Origin of the sequence: Roseibium sp., from assembly GCF_965229775.1 — a bacterium.
Lineage (GTDB): Bacteria > Pseudomonadota > Alphaproteobacteria > Rhizobiales > Stappiaceae > Roseibium.
In genome coordinates this window covers 6,090,212-6,116,559 of the sequence record NZ_OZ245929.1, presented here as the reverse complement: position 1 = coordinate 6,116,559, position 26,348 = coordinate 6,090,212, and the positions used below count along the sequence as shown (strand labels likewise).

At 62.0% G+C, this 26,348-nt stretch carries 20 protein-coding genes and 1 other RNA gene; 19 read left to right on the top strand and 2 right to left on the bottom strand.

What is annotated here, in order from left to right:
* Window positions 1-261: 261 nt before the first annotated feature.
* Window positions 262-658, top strand: an RNA gene (rnpB, locus tag ACO07N_RS27870) — RNase P RNA component class A.
* Window positions 659-664: 6 nt separating this feature from the next.
* On the opposite strand, the gene ACO07N_RS27865 is transcribed toward rnpB, so the two are convergent.
* Window positions 665-2,152, bottom strand: coding sequence for a flavin-containing monooxygenase (locus ACO07N_RS27865; protein WP_421984121.1), 1,488 nt, complete (start codon window positions 2,150-2,152; stop codon window positions 665-667).
* Window positions 2,153-2,183: 31 nt separating this feature from the next.
* Window positions 2,184-2,630 carry a cupin domain-containing protein gene (locus ACO07N_RS27860; RefSeq protein ID WP_421984120.1) on the bottom strand — a complete coding sequence of 149 codons (447 nt, stop codon included), beginning with the start codon at window positions 2,628-2,630 and terminating at the stop codon, window positions 2,184-2,186.
* Between the two features lie 162 nt (window positions 2,631-2,792).
* Between ACO07N_RS27860 and ACO07N_RS27855 the strand changes: the two genes are divergently transcribed.
* The 18 genes from ACO07N_RS27855 (at window position 2,793) to ftsZ (ending at window position 26,306) form a co-directional block, all read left to right on the top strand.
* Entirely contained in the window at window positions 2,793-3,788 is a 996-nt protein-coding gene (locus ACO07N_RS27855; RefSeq protein WP_421984119.1) for a helix-turn-helix domain-containing protein, read from the top strand.
* 232 nt (window positions 3,789-4,020) lie between these two features.
* Window positions 4,021-7,068 (top strand): hypothetical protein, encoded by a 3,048-nt coding sequence (locus tag ACO07N_RS27850; RefSeq protein ID WP_421984118.1) that lies wholly within the window; start codon window positions 4,021-4,023, stop codon window positions 7,066-7,068.
* A gap of 449 nt (window positions 7,069-7,517) precedes the next feature.
* A complete protein-coding gene (locus tag ACO07N_RS27845; RefSeq protein WP_319383139.1) occupies window positions 7,518-7,985 on the top strand; it encodes a division/cell wall cluster transcriptional repressor MraZ in 468 nt (155 codons plus the stop codon).
* Complete coding sequence (gene rsmH, locus ACO07N_RS27840) at window positions 7,982-9,022, top strand: 16S rRNA (cytosine(1402)-N(4))-methyltransferase RsmH (protein WP_421984117.1); 1,041 nt, start codon at window positions 7,982-7,984, stop codon at window positions 9,020-9,022. Before ACO07N_RS27845 ends, rsmH begins: the two co-directional genes overlap by 4 nt.
* A gap of 2 nt (window positions 9,023-9,024) precedes the next feature.
* A complete protein-coding gene (gene ftsL / locus ACO07N_RS27835; protein WP_319383137.1) occupies window positions 9,025-9,381 on the top strand; it encodes a cell division protein FtsL in 357 nt (118 codons plus the stop codon).
* Between the two features lie 9 nt (window positions 9,382-9,390).
* Window positions 9,391-11,103 (top strand): peptidoglycan D,D-transpeptidase FtsI family protein, encoded by a 1,713-nt coding sequence (locus tag ACO07N_RS27830; RefSeq protein ID WP_421984116.1) that lies wholly within the window; start codon window positions 9,391-9,393, stop codon window positions 11,101-11,103.
* Between the two features lie 93 nt (window positions 11,104-11,196).
* Window positions 11,197-12,666, top strand: coding sequence for a UDP-N-acetylmuramoyl-L-alanyl-D-glutamate--2,6-diaminopimelate ligase (locus tag ACO07N_RS27825; RefSeq protein WP_421984115.1), 1,470 nt, complete (start codon window positions 11,197-11,199; stop codon window positions 12,664-12,666).
* Complete coding sequence (locus ACO07N_RS27820) at window positions 12,663-14,093, top strand: UDP-N-acetylmuramoylalanyl-D-glutamyl-2,6-diaminopimelate--D-alanyl-D-alanine ligase (protein ID WP_421984114.1); 1,431 nt, start codon at window positions 12,663-12,665, stop codon at window positions 14,091-14,093. Before ACO07N_RS27825 ends, ACO07N_RS27820 begins: the two co-directional genes overlap by 4 nt.
* Before the next feature lie 10 nt (window positions 14,094-14,103).
* Window positions 14,104-15,189, top strand: coding sequence for a phospho-N-acetylmuramoyl-pentapeptide-transferase (gene mraY, locus ACO07N_RS27815; RefSeq protein WP_421984113.1), 1,086 nt, complete (start codon window positions 14,104-14,106; stop codon window positions 15,187-15,189).
* A gap of 5 nt (window positions 15,190-15,194) precedes the next feature.
* The gene (murD, locus tag ACO07N_RS27810; RefSeq protein ID WP_421984112.1) at window positions 15,195-16,595 is read left to right on the top strand and encodes a UDP-N-acetylmuramoyl-L-alanine--D-glutamate ligase; all 1,401 of its coding nucleotides are present in this window, start codon (window positions 15,195-15,197) and stop codon (window positions 16,593-16,595) included.
* Window positions 16,595-17,752, top strand: a complete 1,158-nt coding sequence (gene ftsW, locus ACO07N_RS27805; RefSeq protein WP_421984111.1) for a putative lipid II flippase FtsW — start codon at window positions 16,595-16,597, stop codon at window positions 17,750-17,752. Before murD ends, ftsW begins: the two co-directional genes overlap by 1 nt.
* Before the next feature lie 18 nt (window positions 17,753-17,770).
* Window positions 17,771-18,877, top strand: coding sequence for an undecaprenyldiphospho-muramoylpentapeptide beta-N-acetylglucosaminyltransferase (gene murG, locus ACO07N_RS27800; protein ID WP_421984110.1), 1,107 nt, complete (start codon window positions 17,771-17,773; stop codon window positions 18,875-18,877).
* Window positions 18,874-20,274 carry a UDP-N-acetylmuramate--L-alanine ligase gene (gene murC, locus ACO07N_RS27795; RefSeq protein ID WP_421984109.1) on the top strand — a complete coding sequence of 467 codons (1,401 nt, stop codon included), beginning with the start codon at window positions 18,874-18,876 and terminating at the stop codon, window positions 20,272-20,274. The genes murG and murC overlap by 4 nt, the downstream gene beginning before the upstream one ends.
* A 9-nt stretch (window positions 20,275-20,283) precedes the next feature.
* A complete protein-coding gene (gene murB / locus ACO07N_RS27790; RefSeq protein ID WP_421984108.1) occupies window positions 20,284-21,255 on the top strand; it encodes a UDP-N-acetylmuramate dehydrogenase in 972 nt (323 codons plus the stop codon).
* On the top strand, window positions 21,256-22,182 hold the full coding sequence (locus tag ACO07N_RS27785; RefSeq protein ID WP_421984107.1) for a D-alanine--D-alanine ligase: 927 nt from the start codon (window positions 21,256-21,258) through the stop codon (window positions 22,180-22,182). It begins immediately after the preceding gene.
* A 209-nt stretch (window positions 22,183-22,391) separates the two neighbouring features.
* Window positions 22,392-23,084 carry a cell division protein FtsQ/DivIB gene (locus ACO07N_RS27780; RefSeq protein WP_421984106.1) on the top strand — a complete coding sequence of 231 codons (693 nt, stop codon included), beginning with the start codon at window positions 22,392-22,394 and terminating at the stop codon, window positions 23,082-23,084.
* Window positions 23,081-24,403, top strand: a complete 1,323-nt coding sequence (gene ftsA, locus ACO07N_RS27775; RefSeq protein ID WP_421984105.1) for a cell division protein FtsA — start codon at window positions 23,081-23,083, stop codon at window positions 24,401-24,403. The genes ACO07N_RS27780 and ftsA overlap by 4 nt, the downstream gene beginning before the upstream one ends.
* A gap of 115 nt (window positions 24,404-24,518) precedes the next feature.
* Window positions 24,519-26,306, top strand: coding sequence for a cell division protein FtsZ (gene ftsZ / locus ACO07N_RS27770; protein WP_421984104.1), 1,788 nt, complete (start codon window positions 24,519-24,521; stop codon window positions 26,304-26,306).
* The last annotated feature ends 42 nt before the right edge of the window (window positions 26,307-26,348 follow it).

Below are 26,348 nucleotides of genomic sequence, written 5' to 3'. Positions count from 1 at the left end.
CTTCTAGGACCCGTTCACCCAAACGTGAAAACCCGCGTCACCGAAGCGGGAAACTGATGCACTTGCGTGAATCACCGCCCGGAAGCCCCCGTGAAGCCCTGTGGAACCGAAACCGGCTTACGGTGCCGGCCCATGTCCGGGCCGGGAGCGCCCGCTCAGGTCCCGGAAATCCGGGCGAATGATCCGGATCATTCGTCAATGGGGAGATTTGGCAGGCGCTGTTGCTTGACCTTCACCCGAAAGCCACTTAAGCCGCTAGCGCCAGTCGGCCGGACAGCCGCTGCCGCAAGCGCCGAAAGGCCGCGGGAGAGGAAAGTCCGGGCTCCATGGAAACACGGTGCCGGGTAACGCCCGGCGAGGGCAACCTCAGGGAAAGTGCCACAGAAAGCAAACCGCCCCGGCCCGCCGGGGTAAGGGTGAAAGGGTGGAGTAAGAGCCCACCGCGCTGCTGGTAACAGTGGCGGCACGGTAAACCCCACCGGGAGCAAGACCGAATAGGGACAGCACGGGCCGGGAGAAATCCCGGAACAGGCCGGTTTCCAGGCCGGCTGTCCGGGTTGGTTGCGAGAGGTGCCCGGCAACGGGCATCCCAGATGAATGGCTGTCGCGTCCGTCGATACGGGCCATACAGAACCCGGCTTACAGGCCGGCTGGCAATTCCATTTCAACCCGCCGCATATTGCGGTGCGCTTGCCAGAAATTCGCCGTAGGCGTCCGCGTTCGGGTAGGAAAATTGTTCTGCCAACGGATTCGCCCGCTTGGTTTTTCCGGCTCCCATGTCCGATAGCAGCTCGTCGAAATGCCGGAAGTGGAAAGGCGCTGAGCACAAGCCGCCATAGACCTTGGCGGCCGGGCGTTCCTTGCGGCGCCATTCGAGCATCTCCTCGATGTTCCGTGTCATGTCCGCTGCGCTGGGCTGTTTCGCCAGTTTGCCGTCCGCATATCGCACAAGCCAGTTCGCGATCATTTCCGCGGAGAGGATCGTGCAGAAACTGGAATTGAAACCGACGAAACCCATGTCGGGCAGGTCGGGGTTCACGGCCAGCCTGTAGACGCGGTACTGACCGTCCGGTTCGATCAGCTTGTCCTGAAACTCCTGCGCGAGGAAGGGGACGCCCAGTTTCCAGCCGACCGCGAGGATCGACAGATCGCAGGGCACCGTGTCTCCGTTCGTCAGGACGACCTTGTCGGTCTCGTAGCGTTTAATGGTTCCCTTGACCGGACGGATCGATCCGTCGTTGAAACCTTCGAACAGGCCCGGGGTAACGATCGGCAGTGAACAGGACGCATCCTTCTCGATCGGCGCGTCGGGCACCATGTCCCATTTCTTTAGTCCGAGCTGCAATTTGAGCAGCGTTTCGAGACCCCGGAAGTTGGCCCAGATCAAGGGTTTGAAGGCGGCAAAGAGCGCCTTGCCGGCAGGGGAGCGTCCCCATCCGTTGAACTGCTGTTCCTGCGCGCGCATATAGAGGAGCCGTTTGAAATTGATGCCGCCGACGAAATAGGGCACCCGCCAGACCGGCTCCCGGTAGACCAGCGTGACCGAGCGCGCACCGCTGGCGGCGGCGTTGACGGCAATGTCCGTCGCGGACTTGGAACCTCCGAGGACGACGACATCCTTGCCCTCCGCCGTTGCCGGGTCGGTGTATTCAGAGCTGTGAATGACGCTGCGGCCCGTGGCTTCAAATGCCTCCTGACCTGGATGCGTGATGATGTTCTTGTCCGAAAACTGCCCCGTGCAGACGGCGACGAAATCAAAGTCCTGCGTCCGCACCTTGCCGCCGGCCTCAAGCGTGAGTGTCCAGCCGGGTTCGCCGTCCTTCCTGCGATCCATGGAGCGCACATTCGTGTTCAGCTGAAACAGTCGAGCCAGTTGGTGCTTGTCGGCATAGGCGTGAAGATAGGCATGTACCTGAGGCCCCTTGGGCCACTCCGGGTAGTCGTCCGGCATGGCAAGATCGGTGTACCGGTAGAGATCCTTGGGCGACTGGGTCTGAACGCCCGGATAGGACCGGGACAGTTCCCATACACCGCCGAAATCGTGGCTGCGCTCAAAGCCGAAGACCCGGTGGCCGCGCTCATCGAACGCCTTGGCCGCGGCAAGGCCGCTCACGCCGCCGCCGATAATCGCGACGTTCTTGCGTTTGGTCATGTCACATTCCTCCTGTCGCCTTGGGACCTGCTCAAGCCTGATCCGGCGGCGGGAGGAAATCGACTTCGTGCATAGCCGACAACCTGACGAGCTCCTGCGGGTCCGTGACACCGTTCAGGGCGATGAACAGGTCGAACAGCTTGCGCGCCGGTGCGACACCGAAGACGCAGGTCGCGGTCTTGCCGGATCGATTGAAAATCCCGTGCGCCTCTCCCATCGGCATGCGCACCGTGTCACCGGCCTGTGCCACATGTGTCCTGCCGCCCATTTCAACTTCGAGCTCGCCTTCCAGCATGACGATCCATTCGTCCTGGGTCGGGTGGACATGCGGCGGGACGAAGCTTTCCGCCGGAACCACGGCGTGCCAGATGAAGGCGTTGGCGCTGTGGAGTTTCGGTTTGTAGGTTTGACCGACAACATTCCAGCTGATGTCGTCGAGGCCCGCGTCCGCGGATGTGATGCCGGCTCCGTTTTGCATTCTGTTCCCCTCCGTGAAGCAGTGTATTGGTGAGAGAAATGCTACCTGCGGCCTTCGGAATGCTTTATCCAGATTGCGAAAAAATCCGACCAGGTGCAGTCATTCGCCGCCTTGACGGGCGGGAATGCTTGAACGGACCGAAGCCACGCGGCATGATCTGTCATGCTCCGATCCGCGCCCAGACCGCCGCTCAGTGATTTCAGGTGCTTCGACACGCTCGATGTCGACGAAGCCCGGGAAATCGTCGCGCGCAATTTCTGCAGCCACAGGCTTGAACGGATGTCAGCCGCGGATCGCTTCAACGCCTGCCAGAACAGGGTCGACGGCACACATGTTTCGCTGAACTACATCCGATACGGCGCGGACGTGACCATCGACCCGGGCGAACTGTCCGATTTCTTTCTGATCCAGATACCGATTGCCGGCACGGCGGACGTGCGTAACGGCACCCGGTCGGTCCAGTCGACGACGTCCATGGGCGTGGTCCTGAATCCGGACCGGCACACCACGATGCGTTGGCATGCCGGGTGCGAACAGGTTCTGGTACAGATCGAAAGATCCTACGTCGCGGAGATTGCCACCCGCATGACAGGTCTTGGCGTGAATACGATCCGTTTCGATCCAGGTCTGGACTTGAGACGTGCTGCGGTCTCAGTGTGGGCGAAGCGCCTGCGCGGTCTTTTCGGCGCCGCGGCGTCCGGGCAGGTTTTCCGTGAACCGGATGATCCCCGGCAGCAGCAGCTGGAAGAAGCGCTCGTGACTTCTTTGCTGGACGCCCAGACCAGCACTGTTTCCCACATCGTTGGCGATCGCGTCACGGGTGCCACCCCGGCGATCCTGAAGAGGGCAGTAGCCTTTATCAACGACGGGTTCGACCGGGACATAAGCCTTCTGGATATCTGTTCCTTTGCCGGGACGACCCCCCGCAATCTGCAGATGGTGTTCAAACGCGAGCTCGGATGCAGCCCGATGGAAAAACTGCAGGACATCCGCCTGAAGTTCGCGCGGCACCTGTTGTTGTCGAGCAGCGGCAATCTCTCGGTTTCGGAGATTGCCGAGAGGTCGGGACAGCGGCATGCGGGACGGTTCTCCCAGGCCTACAAGGCACGGTACGGGGAGACACCCAGGGACACCTTGCACCGCCGCCGTTTCTGCTGACGCTCCCGCCCGTCTGCGAGGTCCGTCTTTCGGAGAGAAAATTCTCGAATTGATGGAAGAATTGTTCATCTTGAGTGTTTTATGTATTCTACCAAATATTTTTCGCCTGAATATGTATAAAATGTGACTCAGCGAACACTTTATTGCCTTGAACATTTAATGTTTTGTCCATGTTACTATCTTTCTTCGTGCCTAATCTTGATTCGATTCAATCAATACAGGTGGGAGAAAGATGGAAGGCACGTTCGAGGATTTTCTGGCGGCGCTGCTTGCCTTTGAGTCGGGCTGGGACAGGGACCGCTACAATTCCGGCATCATTCAGGACTGGCAACTGGACGAATGGGCCGGGGGCGGCGTCGAGACCCGGTTTCCGCAATATACCAGCTGGTCGCAGCTCACGGATGCCGAATGGGAGGCAATGGCGTACCAGTCGATGAACTCGCTCGGGTTCGTCGGGTTCCAGTTCGGCGAGGCGCTGCTGATCGATCTCGGCTACTACGACGACACCGTCTTTTACGGCAACGGGGCGGCCACGAACACCTGGGACGGGGCGTGGACCGGCAAGAACGGCGTCACATCGCTCGAAGACTTCATGACGAAGGAGGCTCAAGACGTCGCGATTCAGGAAGCCTTCGGCTACAATCTTCAGGTTCTGGAGACACAGCTTTCCGGCAGCGGTCAGTCCCTGAGCGATTTCATCGGCCAGACTGCCAGCTATGTCCAGAACGGCGTGACCGTCACCGTGGAACTGACACTGACCGGCATTCTCGCGGCGGCGCACCTGCGCGGCGCGTGGGGCACGGCGTCCCTGCTTCAGGGCGGAGCCGTCAGTACGGACGAGTACGGCACCTCCATCCTGCAATATATCGATCAATTCGGTGGTTATTCTTCGCCTTCGATCGTCGAGATGATTGCGTTCTATGAAGATCGGCTCACCGGTGACGAAGGGCTCGGCACACCCGGGGATACGCCCGGCGGCACGCCCGGTAACGGGTCCCCGGGAGGCAACGGTGATGCCGGTGTTTCCGAGACCGACGCCAGCGTCGTCATTACCTGGGCCTGGGGCCAGGACGAGGTCGTGACCGGGTTCGACCCGGCCGCCGATACGATCTTCATTGACTGGATCGGAGCCGCGGATCTTGTGGTTTCCGAAACGGCCCAAGGGGTCGTCTTCGCGGTTCCCTCCAACAGCCAGACGACGACACTTGAAGGTGTTCAGCTGAGCGAGTTGAGCAGCGCAAATTTCACGATCCTGGATGCAACGGCGGCGGCAGAGGTTCTGGCCCTGGTGGGCGGCGGCTCCGGTGTGCCCGATGCACCGGTTACGCCGGATGTCCCCGATGAACCGGAGACACCGGATGAACCGGACGATCCAGGTACGCCCGATGAGCCGGACGCACCGGACGAACCTGATGTCCCCGATACGCCGTTGCCGCCGGCAACACCCGACAGCTGGAACGGCACGGCAGGTGTCACAGCTGCGACCGCAAGTGTGGTGATTACCTGGGCCTGGGGAACGAACCGGAGCCTTGCGGATTTCAACCCTGAGACCGACACGATCTTCATCGACTGGTTCGCTCCCGAGGCGATCGAGATGACGGAGGACGGCGGCAACACCGTCTTCACGATGGCATCCAACAACCAGACTCTGACCCTTGAAGGCGTTCTGCCGGGAGACCTTTCTCCCGCCAACTTCACCATCATGAGCGCGGCGACCGGCCAGGAGATCCTCGCGCAAGTCGGTGGCAGCCCCACTGACCCCTCCGGTCCCGACGATCCCGTTGACCCGGATCCGGCAGACCCGGTCGATCCCGGAACGCCGGACGGCCCCCAGATGATCATGATCATGCCGGGCAGCCCGTCACGCGTGATCGACAATTTCAATCCGGCCACCGACATGATCCACCTGGAAGCGGGCATCATCGCGGAACGGCTCGAGTTCGCGGACTATCCGTCGACGATTGCGGATGTTTCCGCCGGTCTGACGGTGCGTGTTCTGACGCCGACGGGAGAAATCGCCAGCGAGACGGTTCTTGTCGGCGTCGATGCCTCGGACCTCACCATGAACAACTTCATGGTTGCCGAGGAATCCGCGCTCAATGAAGTTGCAACGCTGCTCGGGCAATCGGTTGAAACGCCCGACACGGGCGGCTTCGACGTGGTCTACGACACGGACGGCTCCAATCCGCCGGTTCCCTCCGGCGCAAGCGCGCTGGGCGGTGTGAAATGGCCGGCTGATTTCGGCGCGGACGACATTGTCGGCTTCGATCCGGCAGCGGACGAGATCGATTTCGGCAACGCCTCGGTTCATGGTCTCATCCTGACGATGACGCCTGCGGGCGAGCCGGTGATCGACAATCCCTGGGGTCCCGACATGCAGATCCTTCAGGGCGTTCAGCTCTCCGAGCTGTCGATCGAGAATTTCGGCATTGTCGGTAACGAGCATCTGCGGCAGGACCTTGGCGGCATCCTTTCCTGGGAGGCAAATATCGGGCCGCGCGACAGTGATACCGTTTACCTCCGCTCGCACGAATACGGCGTCAGCGAAGTGATTGACGGGTTCGATCCGGCGACGCAGAAGATCAGCTTTCTCTATTTCGGGACGCGCGAGCGCCTGAGCGTGGAGGATACCCCGGAAGGTCTGGTGATCAGTTCCCTGCCGAGCGGCCAGAGTTTCGTCTTCACCGGCGTCTCAAAATCCGATCTCATTCCCGGCCTTGTCGAGTTCCATCATGACCAGGTGATGGAAGACAATCTGGAAGCGCCTTTCGGCTTCGATCAGAATGATGTGACGCTGGTGTCGAGGAGCGCGCTTCTGACCCCGGACGCGCCTGCGGGTGCAACAACGGACGGTCATCAGGTGAGGGACGGCGTCGGCGTTGTCTCCGAGCCCGCGCCGCCGGATACGCCCGATGGCCCGGACCAGCCGGTCGTTCCACCGGCCGGCGACGATGACATCGTTCTCCAGGACGGCGCGGATACGGTTCTGGTGACCTGGGACTGGGGGCGGGAGTTCGCCGTCAAGGCCTTCAACCCGGCGGAAGACAGTCTGAATTTCAGCAGTCTTGGGGCATCTGACATTTCCATCTCGGAAGTTGCCGACGGGCTTCAGATCACGGTCGAGAACAATGGCGGTCACAGTCTGCTTCTGGAAGGGGTCCAGGCAGAAGACCTGTCGCTCGCCAACCTGACCGCGGCCGGCTGGAACACCGTTGTCACGGACCCGGGCGGGGTTGCCGACCAGCTCGAAAGTCTCGGCAACACCGACTTGCTCAGCTGATCCGGACAGGTGCTGGAGCCGTGAAAACGCCGCGCTATTGCGCGGCGTTTTTGTTCTCCACAGGTCATTCACACAGGCTGTTTCGGGCGGCAGTTTTTGCCGGGTTGCAGGGGTGTGGAACGTAAAACCTCCGTAATCCTGCGAATCTGATTCTTCTATTCTGTCAAGGCTTCATTAAGCATGTTTCGATTAACGTCATGCGATGGGGTCGTGAGCGATCAAATCCAGCCAGAATCCATGAGATTCCATTGACTGCCCATGTTTTCCCATGGTATCCCATAATGACCCAGAGCGGGGGATGCGGGCCCATATAAACGCGGTCCGGGGCATAAATTGACGGCTCGGCAGGAGCCGGTTTTGCAAATTGCATGTCCTTGGTCGCGTTGACCGTTTCTTTCGAAGGGTGATTTGGGGATTTCGACAGGTGGGGACCTGTCTGAAGGGGATTTATGGCCGGATTTGTTTCTCACTTTACCAACCGGCTGGATGCCAAGGGTCGCGTGTCGATCCCGGCACCCTTCCGGTCGGTCTTGGCGAGAGATGGATTTGAGGGGCTGTATTGCATCACTTCCGCACATTGCGATGCCGTCGACGCCGGCGGAAACGATCTGCTTGCGGAAATCAGCAAGCGCTCCGAGGCATTTGCCAAGCTGTCACCCGACCATGACGCTCTTGCGGTCGCCCTTTTCGGTGCAAGCGAAAACCCGAAGATCGATGGAGATGGCCGCGTGACCATTTCCGACATGATCAAGGAGCATACCGGGATAACCGACCAGGTCACTTTCGTCGGGTTGAATTACAAGTTTCAGATCTGGGAGCCGGAAAAGTTTCGCGAGTACCGCGCTGAGGCCCAAAGACGTGCGCTCGCGATGCTGTCGGGGCAAAGCCCCGCGCCTTCACAGGGAGAGCCGTCATGATGGCGCTCGGCGACAGAGACGCTGCTTCTGCCGCTGGCGGACCCGAGCGCCACGTGCCGGTTCTCCTGAGTGAAGTCCTGGAATGGCTCGATCCGAAGCCCGGTGAAGTGATTGTCGACGGGACATTCGGGGCTGGTGGCTACACCCGTGCCATTTTGGCGAAAGGCGCGCGGGTGGTCGGTGTCGATCGGGATCCTGACGCAATTTCCGCGGGACGGGCACTGGAAGACAAGGCGCAGGGTGCGCTGATGCTCGTGTCCGGCCAGTTTTCCGACCTTGAAGATCATGCGCACAGCTGCGGCTTCGATGCCGTCGACGGCGTGGTTCTCGATCTGGGGGTCTCTTCGATGCAGCTGGACGAAGCCGAGCGCGGGTTCTCCTTCCTGCGCGATGGCCCGCTCGACATGCGCATGGAGCAGGCGGGCCCGTCGGCGGCCGACGTCGTCAATGATCTGCCGGTCAGGGATCTTATCCGCATCATCGGGCTGCTTGGCGAGGAAAAGCGGGCGACGTCCGTTGCACATGCCATCGACAGCGCCCGCAAGGAAAAGCGGTTCGACAGAACGCTCGAGCTGGCGAACCTCGTCGAAAAGGTTCTCGGGCGCTCTCCGAAGAAGGCTCAGATCCATCCCGCGACACGCACGTTCCAGGCTCTTCGGATCTATGTGAACGGTGAACTGCACCAGGCGGCCGAAGCGCTGGGCGCGGCGGAGCGCATCCTACGCCCGGGCGGGCGTCTCGTGCTCGTGAGTTTCCATTCGCTGGAAGACCGGATCGTCAAGCGGTTCTTCCAGGACCGGACCAGAACGCGCGGCGGCGGGTCCCGCCACATGCCGGAGGAGGAAGTTCCCCCGGCGACGTTCGAGCTTCTGACGCGCAAGGCGGTCGAGGCAAAGGCGGAAGAAACGGCAGGCAATCCGAGGGCGCGCTCGGCGAAGCTGAGGGCAGGGCGGCGCACCGGTGCGCCGGCGCGCGACCTGGATATTCACGCGGCGGGTGTTCCGCGGCTTGCAGAATTTCACGGGCTGGGGGGCTGATAATGGTACGCACGCTGAACATCCTGTTCATTCTCGCCGTCGTGATCGGCGCAGCGACCGTCTACGACATGAAGCTCGCGGCGACCAAGTCGGCGGCGAAGGTCGCGGACCTGCAACGGCAGATCGATGAAGAGCGCAACGCGATCCGCAACCTCAAGGCGGAATGGAGCCTCCTGAACAAGCCCGACCGCCTCCAAGGCCTCGTCGAACGCTACAACACCTATCTCGAACTGGATGCTCTTGACGTGAAACAGATCGTTGGCCCCGAAGAGCTTCCTGCGCGCCCTGTCATGCTCGAGCCGATCGGCGGCTCCAACCAGATGGGCGGTTATGCCGGTTCATCTGCGGCGATCCAGTAGGGGGCTCCGATGACGATCGTAAGCGAACCGGCAAGCTTTCTTCAGGTCAGGCGCTCCAGCCCGAGGAGCGCGCGCGGCTCGGTGTCTTCCAGCGCCGTGCGGTCGCGTGTCATCGTCGCGATGATGGCCTTTGCCTGCGTCTATGCCGCCATCGCGGGACGGCTCGTTCACCTGGCCCAGATGGAGGAAGCGCCGTCACGCGCCTGGATTTCCGCACAGGATTCGGTGTCCGCCTCCAGGCCGGACCTGATCGACCGGAACGGGGAAATCCTTGCAACCGATATCAAGACCGCTTCGCTCTACGCGGAGCCGCGCCGGATCATTGATGTCGACGAAGCGGTCGAGGGCCTGATCCGGGCGCTACCGGAGCTCGACGAGCAGGTGGTGCGGCGGCGCCTGGAGAGCGGCGCCGGGTTCGTCTGGCTGAAGCGTGAAATGACCCCGCAAAAGGCCGATGAGGTTCACAATCTCGGCCTGCCCGGTATCGGTTTCCTTTCGGAAAATCAGAGGTTCTACCCGGGCGGTCCGACGGCGGGACACATCGTCGGGTCGGTGAATGTCGACAACCAGGGCCTCGCCGGGATCGAAAAGCATATCGACGACGAGTGGCTGGCCGATCTGCAGTCGCTGGGATTTGCGTCGGACAAGTCGATGGAGCCTGTCAGGCTTTCCGTGGATCTGCGCGTGCAGCACGTGGTGCGCGACGAACTGGTCAAGGCAATGGAGCGCTACCGCGCGATTGCAGCGGCCGGCATTGTCCTGGACGCCAAGACCGGCGAAGTGGTCGCCATGTCCTCCTTGCCGGATTACGATCCGAACGATCGCGCGCAGGCCCTTGAGCGGGACCGCCTGAACCGGGCGACCGGCGGCGTGTTCGAGATGGGCTCAGTGTTCAAGGCGTTCACAACCGCGATGGCGCTCGATTCCGGAGCCGTTTCCATCAACGACAGCTTCGATGCGACGCGCCCGATTCGTGCCGCAGGACGGACAATTTCCGATTTCCACGGGAAAAACCGGATCCTGTCGGTGCCCGAGATTTTCATTTATTCGTCCAATATCGGCACCGCCAAGATGATGCTGGCGACCGGGGTCTCGCGGCAGAAGGAATTCCTCGAGCGCCTCCACCTGACAAAACGTTTGAGCACGGAACTTCCCGAAAACGCCGCCCCGCTGCTGCCGCCGAAGTGGAACGAGCTGGCGGCCATGACCATCTCCTTCGGCCATGGTCTCTCGGTCACTCCGATGCAGACGGCGGTGGCTGCGGCCGCGGTCGTCAACGGTGGCAAGCTGCTGCCGCCCACCTTCCTGCCGCGGTCGCAGGAGCAGGCTCAAGCTGTTGGAAAACAGGTCATTTCTCCGGATGTGAGCCGCATGATGCGGTACCTGTTCCGGTTGAATGTTCTCAATGGATCCGGCCGCCGCGCGGATGTTCCCGGATACACGGTCGGCGGCAAGACCGGGACCGCGGAAAAAATTGAAAATGGCCGTTATGTCAGCAACAAGCGGCGGAACTCGTTCCTCTCCGCCTTTCCGATGGATGACCCGAGATACGTTGTTCTCGTGGTGATTGACGAACCCAAACCCGAGCGCAAGGGCATCGGGGCGACCGCGGGACTGAACGCGGCGCCGACGGTCGGAGCGATCGTGAGACGTTCAGCGCCGATGCTCGGTGTGATGCCGCGTTTCGGCAAGGGGGATGAACCGATTGAGATTTCCTATTAAGGAGACATAGAAAGCCAGGTGCCGGCGGGGTCGCAGCCGTTTACCGGTGCCAGGGCTTTCAAGGACGACGCACAAACCGAACGATCAGGCGCAATGGATCTTGAATATCTTGCCGACGGCATTCCCTTGCCGGTTCAGGCAAACGGTCTTGAAATAACGGGACTGACGGCTGACAGCAGGTCTGCGCAGCCAGGATACCTGTTTGCCGCCTTCAGGGGCACGGCGGTTGACGGGACCCGTTTCGTCCCCAGCGCGGTTCAGGCCGGCGCGGTCGCGGTCCTGTGCGCCAGCGATGCAGCGGATGCCGTCAAGGCTCAGCTACCCCATGAAATTGCCGTCATCGCGGTCGACGAACCCCGAAGGGTCTTCGCCCGTCTTGCGGCCAAGTTCTACAGCAGGCAGCCGGACGTGATCGTTGCGGTCACGGGCACTGCAGGCAAAACCTCGGTTGCGCATTTCGTGCGGCAGATCTTCCAGGCGGCGGGCCATCCGGCGGCCAGCCTGGGAACACTCGGTATCGTCAAGGCCGACGGCGTGACCTATGGCGGCCTGACCACGCCAGATCCCGTCGCGCTCCACAAGGAACTGAGCGAGCTGGAAGCGGAAGGGATCAACCATGCGGCCCTGGAAGCCTCGTCTCACGGATTGGACCAGTACAGACTGGATGGTGTGCGCCTGACGGCTGCTGCCTTCACCAATCTCGGCCGGGATCACATGGACTACCATCCGAGCATCGAGGACTATCTGCGCGCCAAGCTCCGGCTCTTTGCAGATCTGCTGCCTGCGGGCGGAACGGTGGTTGTCGATCCGGGCGAAAAATATTCCGACCGGGTCATCGATGTCGCCGGAGAACGCGGATTACCGGTTTTCGAGGTCGGAGAAACGGGGCGCGATCTGAAATTGACCGGTCTTAGAACCGAAGGTGCGGGTCAGGAACTCACGCTGCAGACCGATCGTGGGGAATACAGGGTCACGCTGCCCCTGATCGGGCGTTTCCAGGTTTCCAATGCCCTGATTGCCGCCGGGCTTGCGATTGCCGCGGGCACGGACATGGGTCTGGTGCTGCGGTCGCTCGAAAATCTCAAGGGCGCTCCGGGGCGGCTGGAACTGGCTGGCAGGACAGAGGCCGGCGGACTGGTCTTCGTCGACTATGCCCACAAGCCGGACGCGCTCGACAATGCACTTGCCGCACTCCGGCCGATCGCGACCGGCAAGCTTGCCGTCGTCATAGGTGCCGGAGGAGACCGCGATCCCGGCAAGCGCAAGCTGATGGGAGAGGCGGCTGCACGCCATTCGGATCTGGTCATTGTAACGGATGACAACCCGCGATCTGAGGAACCGGCATCCATTCGCCAGGCGGTCATGTCCGGTGCGCCCGACGCGATTGAGATTGGCGACCGGATGGAGGCAATCGCCGAAGGGGTTCGCGGGCTTCAAACCGGCGATATCCTGTGTGTTGCCGGAAAGGGCCACGAAACCGGCCAGATTGTTGGCGACACAGTGATTCCCTTTTCCGATCACGACGCCGTCCAGCGTGCGATAAGCCTTCAAGGAGCACCATGAGCGACCCTCTCTGGAAACTGGATGCATTTGCCGAGGCTGCTGGCGGCCGTGTCAAGGGTGAGGCCGACGTGGAGATTACGGGGATCTCGATCGACAGCCGGTCGCTGGAACCGGGCGATGCTTTCATTGCCATCAAGGGAGACCGCTTCGACGGGCATGACTATGTTGCAGCCGCGCTGGAGGCAGGTGCCAGCGTTGCTGTCGTTGCAGACAGCAAACTTCCTGACCTGCCCGAGGACGGACGATACCTGGTTGTCGGCGATCCGCTGGAGGCCATGCGCCGGATCGGGATAGCAGCGCGTGCGCGCACGAGCGCCCGGATCATCGCGGTCACCGGTTCCGTCGGCAAGACGGGCACCAAGGAAGCGCTCCGGCTGACGTTGGAGCAATCCGGCAAGGTGCACGCGTCCGTCGCGTCTTTCAACAATCACTGGGGCGTGCCTTTGACGCTTGCACGCATGCCGGCCGACACCGAGTACGGTGTCTTCGAAATCGGCATGAACCACCACGGTGAGATCACGCCTCTGGTCAAAATGGTCCGGCCGCATGTCGCGATCATCACGACGGTTCAGCCGGTGCACCTGGAATTCTTCGATTCGGTTGAAAAGATCGCGCAGGCCAAGGCCGAGATCTTCGAGGGACTGGAGCCGGACGGCGTGGCGATCCTCAACAAGGACAATCGCCAATATGATCTCCTGCGCTTTCTTGCCTCCACCGCCGGCGTCGCGAGAGTTCAGACGTTCGGGCTGGACCCAAGCGCGGACAGCCACGTGGAGAATGTTGTCAGCTATGCGGGTGGATCGAGCGTGGATGCTTCCATTCTCGGCATCGAGATTACCTACAAGGTCGGTGCGCCCGGCAAACATGTCGTGAAAAACAGCCTGGCGGTCCTGACCGCTGTTCAAGACGTCGGCGCGGACCTTGCCCGGGCGGGGCTTGCCCTCGACAGCATGAAGCCGCCAAGGGGGCGCGGCGAAGTCAGCCGCCTCGTGGCACCGGGAGGCGCATTCGACCTCGTGGACGAGAGCTACAACGCCAATCCCGCCTCCATGCGCGCAGCCATTTCGGTGATTGGCGAGACACCGGTCACGCGCCCCGGCCGCAGGATTGCGGTGATCGGCGACATGCGTGAACTGGGGCCGGAGGCGGACCGGCTGCATGCGGACCTGCTGGCGCCGATAACCGAGGCACAGATCGACGCGGTCTATTGCGCAGGCCCGCATATGCACGCGCTCTGGGAGCGGTTGCCGCAACAGCTGCGGTCTCACTACAGCGAAGACGCAAAAGATCTGGAAGACGTCATTTTGAGGGACGTCCGTGCCGGCGATGTCGTTATGATCAAGGGATCACTCGGGACCCGCATGGGCCCGCTTGTGGAGGCCCTGAAAAAGGAATACCCGCCCGCGGACGACACCGCGGCGGCATAAGGGATAGCTGATGTTTTATTTTTTGGGGCAGTTTGCGGAGCAGATTTCGGCGTTGAACGTGTTCAGATACATCACGTTCCGCACGGGCGGTGCGATCATGACCGCACTGTTTTTTGTTTTCCTGTTCGGGCCGAAGATCATTTCAAGCCTGCGCATCCGTCAGGGCCACGGCCAGCCGATCCGGGCCGACGGACCTGAAAGCCACCTTCTCACGAAGCAGGGCACGCCGACGATGGGCGGCCTGATGATCATGTCGGGCGCGATGGTCGCGGCGCTGCTGTGGTCGGACCTGTCCAACCCCTATGTCTGGGTCGTGATCGGCGTGACGCTCGGTTTCGGCGGGATCGGCTTCTATGACGACTACCTGAAAGTCACGAAATCCTCCCATACCGGTTTTGGCGGCAAGGCGCGCCTCGGGCTGGAATTCCTGATTGCGGCGCTTGCGGCCTATGCCGTGACGATCCTGGACACCTCCGAATATTCCGAGGCGATCACCTTTCCGTTCCTGAAGGACTTCACGCTCAATCTCGGCCTCATTTTCATCCCCTTCGCCGCCTTTGTCATGGTCGGGGCCGGGAATGCCGTCAACCTGACCGACGGTCTCGACGGGCTTGCGATCGTCCCGGTCATGATCGCCTGTGCGTCGTTCGGGCTGATCGCCTATCTGTCGGGCAACGCGGTTTTCGCGAACTACCTGCAGATCCACCATGTCTCGGGAACCGGTGAGCTCGCCGTCATCTGCGGCGCGGTGATCGGTGCGGGGCTCGGCTTTCTCTGGTTCAATGCGCCACCGGCCGCGATTTTCATGGGTGACACCGGGTCGCTGGCGCTCGGCGGCATGATCGGGGCGATCGCCGTTGCCACCAAGCACGAAATCGTCCTTGCGATCATCGGCGGCCTCTTCGTGCTGGAAGCCGTCTCGGTGATCGTGCAGGTGATCTCCTTCAAGCTGACGGGAAAAAGAGTGTTCCGCATGGCCCCGATCCATCACCATTTCGAAATGATGGGATGGACGGAAAGCCAGGTGGTGATCCGGTTCTGGATCATTGCCGTGGTCCTTGCCCTGCTCGGCCTTGCCACGCTGAAGCTGAGGTAGGCCGCATGATCCCCGTCACGACATTTCAAGGCATGAAGGTCGCGCTGTTCGGGCTTGGCGGGTCCGGCCTTGCGACCGCGCGTGCCCTAAAGGCGGGCGGGGCGGAGGTCGTGTGTCACGATGACAACGAGGCGCGGGTTCGACAGGCGGCCGACGCGGGTCTTGCAACGCTGGATCTGCGCGTGCTTGACTGGGACGGCGTCGCGGCGCTGGTGCTGTCTCCCGGCGTGCCGCTGACGCATCCTGTGCCGCACTGGACCGTCGATCTTGCGCGCGAGGCCGGTGTCGAGATCATCGGAGACGTGGAACTGTTCTGCCGGGAGCGGCGCAAACAGTGCCTTTCCGCTCCATTCATCGCGATCACCGGAACGAACGGCAAGTCGACAACCACCGCGCTTATCGCGCATCTGCTCAAGGAACTCGGGCTTGACGTCGAGGTGGGCGGAAACATCGGAACGCCGGTTCTTGAGCTGCAACCACCCGTGCCCGGGCGCCACTATGTCGTCGAGTGCTCGTCCTACCAGATTGATCTGTCGCCGACGCTCGACCCGACCATCGGCGTGCACATGAACCTGTCGCCGGATCATCTCGACCGGCACGGCACGATGGAAAACTATGCCGCGATCAAGGAAAGGCTCGTGGCCGGGTCCAAGCTGGCAATCATCGGTGTCGACGATCGCCTGTCTTCGCAGATCGCGGACCGGCTCGAACTCGCACACAAGCCGGTGTGCAGGATCGCCGGGGAGCGGGAGCTGACGGAAGGCATCTACGCATCGCACGGGTTCCTGATCGAAGCGCACAGCGGAACGCAGCGCCAGGTTGCCCTGCTTGGCGGGGTCGACAGCCTGCGCGGAGACCACAACGGCCAGAATGCCGCCGCCTCGTTTGCGGCGCTGCGTGCCCTGGAGCAGCCGTCCGAGAAAATCGCCGCCGCGCTCACCACCTTCCCGGGGCTGCATCATCGCATGGAGATTGTTGCGAAACGCGGGCGCGTGCTGTTCGTCAACGATTCCAAGGCGACCAACGCAGACGCCGCGGCCCGGGCCCTTTCAAGCTTCGAGCGGATCTACTGGATCGCGGGCGGGCGCGCCAAGGAGGGCGGTATCTCGTCGCTGGACGAATATTTTCCGAAGATCGCCAAAACGTTCCTCATCGGGGAAGCGGCGGAAGATTTCGTCAAGGTGCTGGAGGGCCGGGTCCCGTTCCGGATCAGCGGAACATTGCCGCAGGCCGTTGTGGACGCGGCAGGCGAAGCAGCGGAGGACGGGGCGGAGGAAATCGCAATTCTCCTTTCTCCGGCCTGTGCGAGTTTCGATCAATACCCGAATTTTGAACTGCGCGGCGCGGCCTTCGTGGACGCGGTGCGCGCCCTGCCGGGCGCTGGAAACTCGCAGGAGGTCGCATAATGGTATCTCGCGCGGATCGCAGCAAATTCGCCGAATGGCTCTGGACCGTCGATCATTACCTGCTTGCCGCCTTCGGCCTGCTGATGGTGGGCGGAGTGGTCCTGTCGTTTGCGGCCAGCCCTCCGGTTGCCGAACGGCTCGGGATCGACACCCTCTATTTCGTCAAGCGGCAGGCGCTGTTTCTCATTCCGGCCGTCGCGATCATGCTGGCCGGGTCGCTCATGCCGCCGCGCATGGTCAGGCGGGCGGCACTGATCCTGTTCGTGGTGTCGCTCGTTCTTCTGATTGCGACGCTGTTCCTCGGGTTTGAAGCCAAGGGCGCGCGGCGCTGGATCTATATCGCGGGTTTTTCCCTGCAGCCGTCGGAGTTTCTCAAACCCGCCTTCGTTGTCCTGATTGCGTTTCTCCTGTCCGAGAGCGGCCGCCGGCGCGAGGTTCCAGGCGTGCTGTTCGCCTTCGTTCTGTTTGCCGTTTGCGCAGCACTGCTGATCGCTCAGCCTGACTTCGGTCAGACCATGCTGCTCGGACTGGTCTGGGCCGGGCTGTTCTTTCTGAACGGGATTTCCTGGCTGATCATCGTGGCACTCGGCCTGATCGGCGTGCTCGGACTGTTTGCGGCCTATGCATTCCTGCCGCACGTGACAAACCGCGTCGACAGGTTTCTGGACCCCAGTTCCGGGGACACCTTCCAGGTCGATACGGCGATGGATTCGTTTCTGGCGGGCGGATGGTTCGGACGCGGGCCGGGCGAGGGCACCGTCAAACGCATTCTTCCCGACAGCCATACCGATTTCATCTTTGCCGTTGTCGGCGAGGAGTTCGGCGTGATCGTCTGTCTGCTCGTGGTTGCCGTGTTCGCGTTCGTTGTGCTGCGGGGCTTGAGCCACGCAAGCCGGGACCAGGACGCTTTCAGCCGGCTTGCCACCGCCGGCCTTGTCGTGCTTTTCGGTCTGCAGGCGACGATCAATCTGGCGGTGAACCTGCACCTCATGCCGTCCAAGGGCATGACGCTGCCCTTCATTTCCTACGGTGGTTCGTCGCTGCTGTCTTCGGCGATGACGGCGGGTGCCATCCTTGCGCTGACGCGCAGGAGACCCCGGCCATCGCGTTCCGAAGTCGTAACTGTCAGCCGGCTTTCGCCTTCGTCGTTGATGTAACCCAAGTTGCCACGAGACATGAGCAAAACAGTCCTTCTTACCGCCGGGGGCACGGGCGGCCATCTGTTTCCGGCGCAGGCCCTTGCCTCCGAGCTTGAAAGGCGCGGCTGGACGGTTGAACTGGCAACCGACGAGCGCGCCGACAAGTACGGCACGGCTTTTCCGGCGCGTGCGGTTCACATCATTGCCTCGGAAACGATCCGGGGCCGAAACCCGGTCGCACTTGCGAAAACCGGGCTCAGCCTGCTTCTGGGCACGCTTCAGGCGCGCTCCGTCATCAAGAAGCTCAAACCGGATGTCGTCGCCGGGTTCGGCGGATACCCGACCTTTCCGCCGATGTACGCAGCCCGCCTGACAGGTACGCCGTCGATCCTGCATGAAGCCAATGGTGTCATGGGGCGCGCCAACAAGATGCTGGCCAAGGGCGTCACCGCGATCGCGACGAGCGTTCCGCTGGAGAATTTGCCGGGCGGTCTTGCCGAAAAGCAGGTCGAGACCGGCAACCCGGTCCGCGATGCGGTCCTGGAGGCCGCAAACCAACCCTACGTGGCTCCAGAAGCGGAAGGGGAGTTCAAGCTTCTGGTTTTCGGCGGGTCGCAGGGCGCGCGGTTCTTCTCCGACCTGCTGCCGCCTGCCGTCGAACAACTGCCCGAAGACCTCAGAAACCGGCTGTCCATCGTGCAGCAGTGCAGGCCGGAAGACATGGACCGGGTGCAGAAGGTCTACGGCACGCTCGGGATCAAGGCCGAATGCGCCTCGTTCTTTCAGGACATGCCCCGGCGTATTGCAGATTCTCATCTTGTCCTGTGCAGGTCGGGAGCGTCATCGGTCAGCGAACTCAGTGTGCTCGGCCGGCCGTCGATCCTGGTGCCTCTGCCCGGTGCCATCGACCAGGATCAGGCCGCCAATGCCAAGGTTCTGGAACAGGCCGGCGGTGCCTGGCCGATCCGCCAGTCGGAGCTGAGTGCGGAACGGCTCGCCGGGGAACTCACCAAACTCATGCACGCGCCCGGCCTGCTCACCGAAGCGGCCGCGAACGCGCTCAGGGTCGCCAAACCCGATGCGGTCAGCCGACTGGCTGATCTGGTCGAACGGGTGGCGGCAAACAAGGGAGAACGGCCATGAAGATGCCGCACGATATCGGACCGGTCCACTTTGTCGGGATCGGTGGCATTGGCATGAGCGGGATTGCCGAGGTGCTCAAGACGCTCGGATACCAGGTGCAAGGCTCGGACATGGCGGAAAACGCCAATGTCCAGCGTCTGCGCTCACACGGCATACCGGTGGAGGTCGGGCACCGCGCCGAGAACATCGGCGACGCCGAAGTCCTCGTGGTCTCCTCTGCGATCAAGAAGGACAATCCGGAGCTGATCGCCGCGCGCGAAAAACTCATTCCCGTCGTGCGGCGCGCCGAGATGCTGGCCGAACTGATGCGCTTCAAGCAGGCCATTGCCGTCGGCGGCACGCACGGAAAGACGACGACCACCTCCATGGTCGCGGCCCTGCTCGATGCCGGCAATTTCGATCCGACCGTGATCAACGGCGGCATCATCAACGCCTATGGGACGAACGCCCGAATGGGGGCTGGCGACTGGATGGTTGTCGAAGCCGACGAGAGCGACGGCACGTTCGTGAAGCTGCCCGCAGACATCGCGATCGTGACCAATATCGATCCGGAACATCTCGACCATTACGGTGATTTCGACGGGGTCAGGGCCGCATTCCGGCAATTCATCGAGAATGTTCCCTTCTACGGTTTTGCCGTCATGTGCCTCGATCACCCCGAAGTCCAGACAATGATCGGCACGATCGAGGACCGGCGCGTGGTGACCTACGGCACCAATCCGCAGGCCGACGTGCGCTACACGGACGTCTCCATGGATGGCGGCAAGGCGACATTTTCCGTGTCGATCCGCGACCGGCGCACGGAGGAAGTGGTCGAGCTGACGGATCTGGTCCTGCCGATGCCGGGGCTGCACAATGTTTCGAACGCGACCGCGGCGATCGCCGTTGCCTCGCAACTCGGCGTCGCGCCGGAAGACCTCAAGAAAGGCATTTCTGAGTTCGGCGGCGTGAAGCGGCGCTTCACGCATACCGGCACGGTCGATGGCGTGCAGATCTTCGACGACTACGGACACCACCCGGTCGAGATCAAGGCCGTTCTTCATGCCGCACGGGAATCCACAAGCGGCAAGGTGATCGCGGTGATGCAGCCGCACAGGTTCACCCGGCTGCAAAGTCTCTTCGATGACTTTTCCAACTGCTTCAACGACGCGGACGCGGTGATCATCACGCCGGTTTACGCAGCCGGAGAGCAACCCATCGAGGGGGCCTCCCATACCGACCTGGTGTCGGGCATGAAAACCCGCGGCCATCGCAATGTCCGGTCGATCGAAGGTCCGGAGGAACTGCCCGAGGCGGTCAAAGAACTCGCGGAACCGGGCGATTTTGTTGTCTGCCTGGGCGCAGGAAACATCACGCAGTGGGCCTATGCACTGCCCAAGCAGCTCGAAGAGCTTTAGAGGTTTTCCATGCGTTTTCCCGATCTTCTGGAAATCCATCCGAGCCTGGGCGAGGGCGTGCGCGGCAAACTCACCTCCAACCAGCCCATGTCGGCTGTGACCTGGTTCCGGACAGGCGGCCCGGCCCAGCTCATGTTTCAGCCGGCCGATGAAGACGATCTTGCCGCCTTCCTTGCCGGACTTCCCAAGGACATCCCGATCCTGCCCGTCGGGCTCGGGTCCAACCTTCTGATCCGCGACGGCGGCCTCGAGGGCGTCGTCATCCGGTTGAGCGCCAAGGGCTTCGGGGCGATCGAGCAGGTCGGTGAAACCCGTTTGAGGGCGGGAGCCGCGGTGCCGGACAAGCGCCTGTCCGAAGCGGCCGCGAAAGCCGGGCTCGGCGGCTTTGCCTTCTATACCGGCATTCCCGGTGGTCTCGGCGGTGCGCTGCGCATGAACGCGGGCGCGCACGGCACGGAAACCCGCGACCGCATGGTGGAGCTGACCGCGATCGACCGCGACGGCAACAGGCATGTCCTGTCGAATGCCGACATGGGCTATGCCTACCGGCATTCCTCCGCATCACGGGATCTCATCTTCACGTCGGCCGTCTTTGAAGGCGTTCCCCAGGAAGAGGCGTCCGTTCGTCAGGAAATGGCCGATGTCGTCGACCACCGGGAAAAAGCACAGCCGATCCGGGAGAAGACCGGCGGCTCGACATTCAAGAACCCGCCAGGAACATCTGCCTGGAAGGAAGTCGATGCGGCGGGCTGCAGGGGGCTTCGCGTCGGCGGGGCGCAGATGTCCGAAATGCATTGCAACTTCATGATCAACACGGGGTCGGCAACAGGTCACGATCTTGAACTGCTTGGGGAAACCGTGAGGGCGCGCGTGCTGCAACACAGCGGCATCCGCCTTGAATGGGAAATCAAGCGTCTCGGCCTGTTCGGAGATACCGGCGTGGTCGAACCGTTTCTAGGACCGGAAGGGGAGGCTGCGTAGATGGCCAAGAAGCACGTTGCCGTTCTCATGGGCGGGTGGGTCAATGAACGCCCGGTCAGTCTGACCAGCGGCCGGGAATGCGCCGATGCACTTGAGGAGGCCGGCTACCAGGTCTCCCGGATCGATGTCGACCGGAATATTTCGCAGGTACTCCAGAATCTGAAACCGGATGTCGCCTTCAATGCGCTGCACGGACCCTTCGGCGAGGACGGCTGCGTTCAGGGAATTTTAGAGTTTCTTAACATTCCCTACACGCACTCGGGTGTCATGGCATCAGCCCTTGCGATGCACAAGATCAAGGCGAAAGCGGTGATGCAGGCCGCCGGCGTGCCGGTCACGGAAGACATAATCGTCAACCGTCACAACATCTTGCGCGAACACCCTATGAAACCGCCTTACGTGCTTAAGCCGATCAATGAGGGATCCAGCTTCGGAGTCCTGATTGTCAAGGAAGATCAAGAGTTTCCGCCGCAGGAGCTGAGCCGGCAGGACTGGCCCTATCCTGATGTTCTCATGTGCGAAAAGTTCATCGACGGAAGGGAACTGACCTGTGCCGTCATGGATGACAAGGCCCTGGGTGTGATCGACATCGTGCCGATGGGGCACAGCTTCTACGATTACGACGCAAAATATGTTGAAGGCGGATCAAAACACATTCTTCCTGCAAAAATTTCACCGATTGTTTACCAAACCATAGAGACACTAGCGGTTAAGGCGCATCAGGCCCTGGGATGCCGCGGTGTTTCGCGTGCCGATTTTCGATTCGACGAGCGCGAAGACGGATCCGGGACCCTGATCTGCCTAGAAGTGAACACACAGCCAGGCATGACGCCAACCTCTCTTGTGCCGGAAATGGCGGCCCACAAGGGGATGAGTTTCAAGGATCTGGTCAGTTGGATGGTTGAGGACGCGAGTTGCTGTCGCTAGGTCGCAAATGGAATAGGGAAACGCTGACACCGCTTGAAGCCGAACTGGCTCCGCGCGGCCGTGGTGTTTCGCGTTTGCACAGGCAGCCTGTCTGGCGCTCGGCAGGGCGATTGGCCGAGCTTCCCAGGTGGACGGGTTCTGCAGCTGCGCTGGGTTTCTTAACCTTAACAATTGGTTATGGAATAGTCATAGGGGGACACGGCCGGGTCGTGTCCGATGCGCTCCTGTCGGCGGCCGGCTTCGGCATCGAAGCCGTCAAGCTGTCTGGGCAGCGTGAAATCAACGAGTTCCAGATCCTGGAAGCGCTGGAAATTCATGAAGGCACGTCGCTGGCGCTCTTTGATGCGGTCGGAGCGCGCGAGCGGCTCAACGCGATGGCCTGGGTCAAGAACGCGTCCGTCATGAAGCTTTATCCGAGCACGCTTCAGATCAAGATCGAAGAGCGGGTGCCTTATGCACTCTGGCAGCGCGGCGACCTCGTTTCGATCGTCAATCAGGCAGGCGACGTGATCACGGATGATGTCGACGGCCGCTATGCTAATCTTCTGCTGGTCGTCAATCACGGTGCACAGCGCAGGGCTTCCGAAATCAATTCGGCGCTGGAAGCGGTGCCTGCGCTGCGCCCGCGCGTGCGCGCGGCGTTCCTCGTCAGCGACAGGCGCTGGGATCTGCAGCTGGAGAACGGCATTTCGATCCGTCTGCCTGAGCAGAACTATCAGGCGGCCCTGGCCGACCTTGTCGAAATGGATGAAGACAGCGGTCTGCTCTCCCGGGATATCGTTGCCATCGACATGCGCCTTGCCGACAGGGTGACTGTGAGGTTGTCCGACGAGGCTGCCGAACAACGCAAGATCATGACGGGCGGCCGCAACCGTTCGGGCAAGAAGGAGCAGGACACATGAGCCGCTCCGACAAGAACCTTTACCTGCCGAAAATGCGCCCGCTGCCGACGCGGCGCTCCGTGATCATGTCGGTCCTGGACGTCGGCTCGACCAAGATCTGCTGCCTGATCGCGAAGCTCGTGCCGCAGGACGAGAAATCCGTGCTGTCCAGCCGGTCCCACAAGGTCGAGGTTCTCGGTTACGGCTACCAGCGTTCGCGCGGGATCAAGTCGGGCGTCGTCGTCGACATGGACGCAGCCGAGCAGGCGATCCGGCTCGCGGTCGACAGCGCCGAGCGGATGGCCGGGGTCACGGTTGAATCGCTGATTGCCAATATCAGCTGCGGACGGCTGCAGAGCGAAGTCTACAGCGCCGGCGTGCCGCTTGCGGGCGAGAGTGTTTCGGAAGCCGACATTCAAAGGGTCCTTTCGGCGGGTTCCAGTCACTCCGTCACCGAAGGACGGGCGGTGACGCATGCCTTGCCGATTTCCTATTCCCTCGATGGCAGCCGCGGCATCCGCGATCCGCGCGGCATGATGGGGCACAAGCTCGGTGTCGACATGCAGGTCGTGACCGCCGAAGTGCCACCGGTCCGCAATCTCGAACTGTGCATCAACCGTGGGCATCTTCATGTCGAGACAATGGTCGCGACACCGTTTGCCAGCGGCTTGTCGACGCTTGTCGATGATGAAGCCGAACTCGGCGTGGCCTGTATCGACATGGGCGGCGGAACGACAACCCTGTCCGTCTTTGTCGAAGGGCACATGGTGCATCTCGATGCGATCGCGGTTGGCGGCAATCACGTCACAACCGATATCGCGCGGGCGTTCGCAACCCGGCTGCAGGACGCGGAGCGCCTGAAGACACTCTACGGATCGCCGCTGGCCTCCAGTTCGGACGAGCGCGATCTACTGACGGTGCCGCCGCTTGAAAGCGACAACGAACTGCCCAATCAAATCCCCCGCTCGGCGCTGACCCGTGTCATCCGGCCGCGCGTGGAAGAAATCCTTGAACTCGTGAGGGATCGGTTGACCGCGTCCGGCTTTGCAGGCCGGGTCGGCAAACAGATCGTCCTGACAGGGGGTGCCAGTCAGCTCACGGGTCTTGGAGAGGTTGCGCGTCACATTCTGGGGCGCAACGTCCGTCTTGGCCGGCCATTAGGCGTCGCCGGTCTTCCCGAGGCTGCCAAAGGTCCGGCTTTTGCCGCCGCTGTCGGTCTCTTGATTTATCCGCAGGTCGCCCAGATCGAACAGTTCGAGCACAAGAACCGTCGAACCGGGTGGAGCGGACAATCTGGTTACCTGGCCCGTGTGGGCCAGTGGATCAGGGAAAGCTTCTGACGACATGAGCCAAGAAGACGACAGCCACGAATTGGAGCTGCCAGGCATGGCAGCTGAAGTTAGGGAAGAAGAGGGGTCTCCCGTATCGGGGGAGCCAATGGGTCGCGAGGATAATATGACCATCAACCTTAAGATGCCCGACATTCAGGAGCTGAAACCGCGCATTACGGTTTTCGGCGTCGGCGGCGCGGGCGGAAACGCCGTCAATAACATGATCACAGCCGGCCTCCAGGGCTGCGACTTCGTCGTAGCCAACACGGACGCCCAGGCGCTGGCAATGAACCACTCGGACCGCCTTGTCCAGATGGGTGTGGCCGTTACCGAAGGTCTCGGTGCCGGTTCGCAGCCGGAAGTCGGTTCGGCCGCGGCCGAGGAAGTGATCGACGAAATCAACGATCACCTGTCCGGATCGCACATGGTGTTCATCACCGCCGGCATGGGTGGGGGCACCGGCACCGGCGCAGCCCCGGTGATTGCACGCGCGGCGCGTGAGCAGGGCATCCTGACCGTCGGCGTCGTCACCAAGCCGTTCCAGTTCGAAGGTGCGCGCCGCATGCGCATCGCCGATACCGGCATTGACGAATTGCAGCGCAACGTCGACACGCTCATTGTCATTCCGAACCAGAACCTGTTCCGGATTGCCAATGCGCAGACCACGTTTGCCGACGCATTTGCCATGGCCGACCAGGTTCTCTACTCGGGCGTCGCCTGCATCACCGACCTGATGGTCAAGGAAGGTCTCATCAACCTCGACTTTGCCGACGTCCGCTCGGTCATGCGCGGCATGGGCAAGGCGATGATGGGCACCGGCGAGGCGAGCGGTGAAAAACGCGCTCAGCAGGCGGCCGAGGCTGCCATCGCGAACCCGCTGCTGGACGAGTCGTCCATGAAGGGTGCGAAAGGCCTGCTGATCTCTATCACGGGCGGCAATGACCTGACCCTGTTCGAAGTCGACGAGGCTGCAACGCGGATCCGCGAGGAAGTCGATTCCGACGCCAACATCATTCTCGGCGCGACATTCGACGAGACGCTGGACGGCATCATTCGCGTGTCCGTGGTGGCAACGGGGATCGACAAGGAAGCGGGTTTCGAAGCCGCACCCTTTCCCTCACCGGCTGAGCAGGCCCTGAAAACCGATATGCCGGCCGTCGTGCGCAGCACGGAAACGGCTCAGGCCAAGCTTGCTCCGGCAGCGGAAAAATCCGGTGCCCAGACGGCCGCCGCGCAGGCGGTTGCCAATCTTGAAAAAGAGCTCGCCATTCCGGAGCCCGCTCCGGTTGCCGTTGCAAGCGATCCGGATGTCCAGATCAAGCGGGTCAAGCCGGCCAGTGCTTCCATGACGGCGAAAAGCCCGATGATCGACATCGAGGAAGAAACGCCGACATCGGTCGTTGAGGACGCACCGGTGAGCCAGCCGTACATCCCGCCGGTTGCGGAAGAGCACAGCCCGGCGCCGCGCATGCCGCGCGTCGAGGATTTCCCGCCGATTGCACAGCGTGAGATCCGCGCGCAGCAGGCACCGGCTGCAGCACCACAGTCGGAACCCGCCGCGCAGCAGGCCGAACCGGCACCTGCCGCACCGGCCCCTGTTTCCCAGAACGATACCGGTGAGGAATTCGGTGACGATGAGCGCCGCCCGATGGGTCTTCTGCGCCGTCTTGCCAGTGGCCTTGGCCGCCGGGAAGACGAGGAAGACCAGGAAGCGGAAGCGCCCGTCGTCCGCAAGGCACCGCAGCTCCAGCCTGCTCCGATGTCCGCGCCGCGCGCACCCCAGGCACGGACATCGGCGACCGGCGCAGCCGGACAATTGGACGAAACCGGCCGGGCAGCGCCCAAGCCGGTGAGTGCCGCGGAAGACGATCAGTTGGAAATTCCGGCGTTCCTGCGCCGCCAGGCCAACTGATTCGTTCGCGATCTTCTTCCCTGATCGCAGCGGCTCGGAACC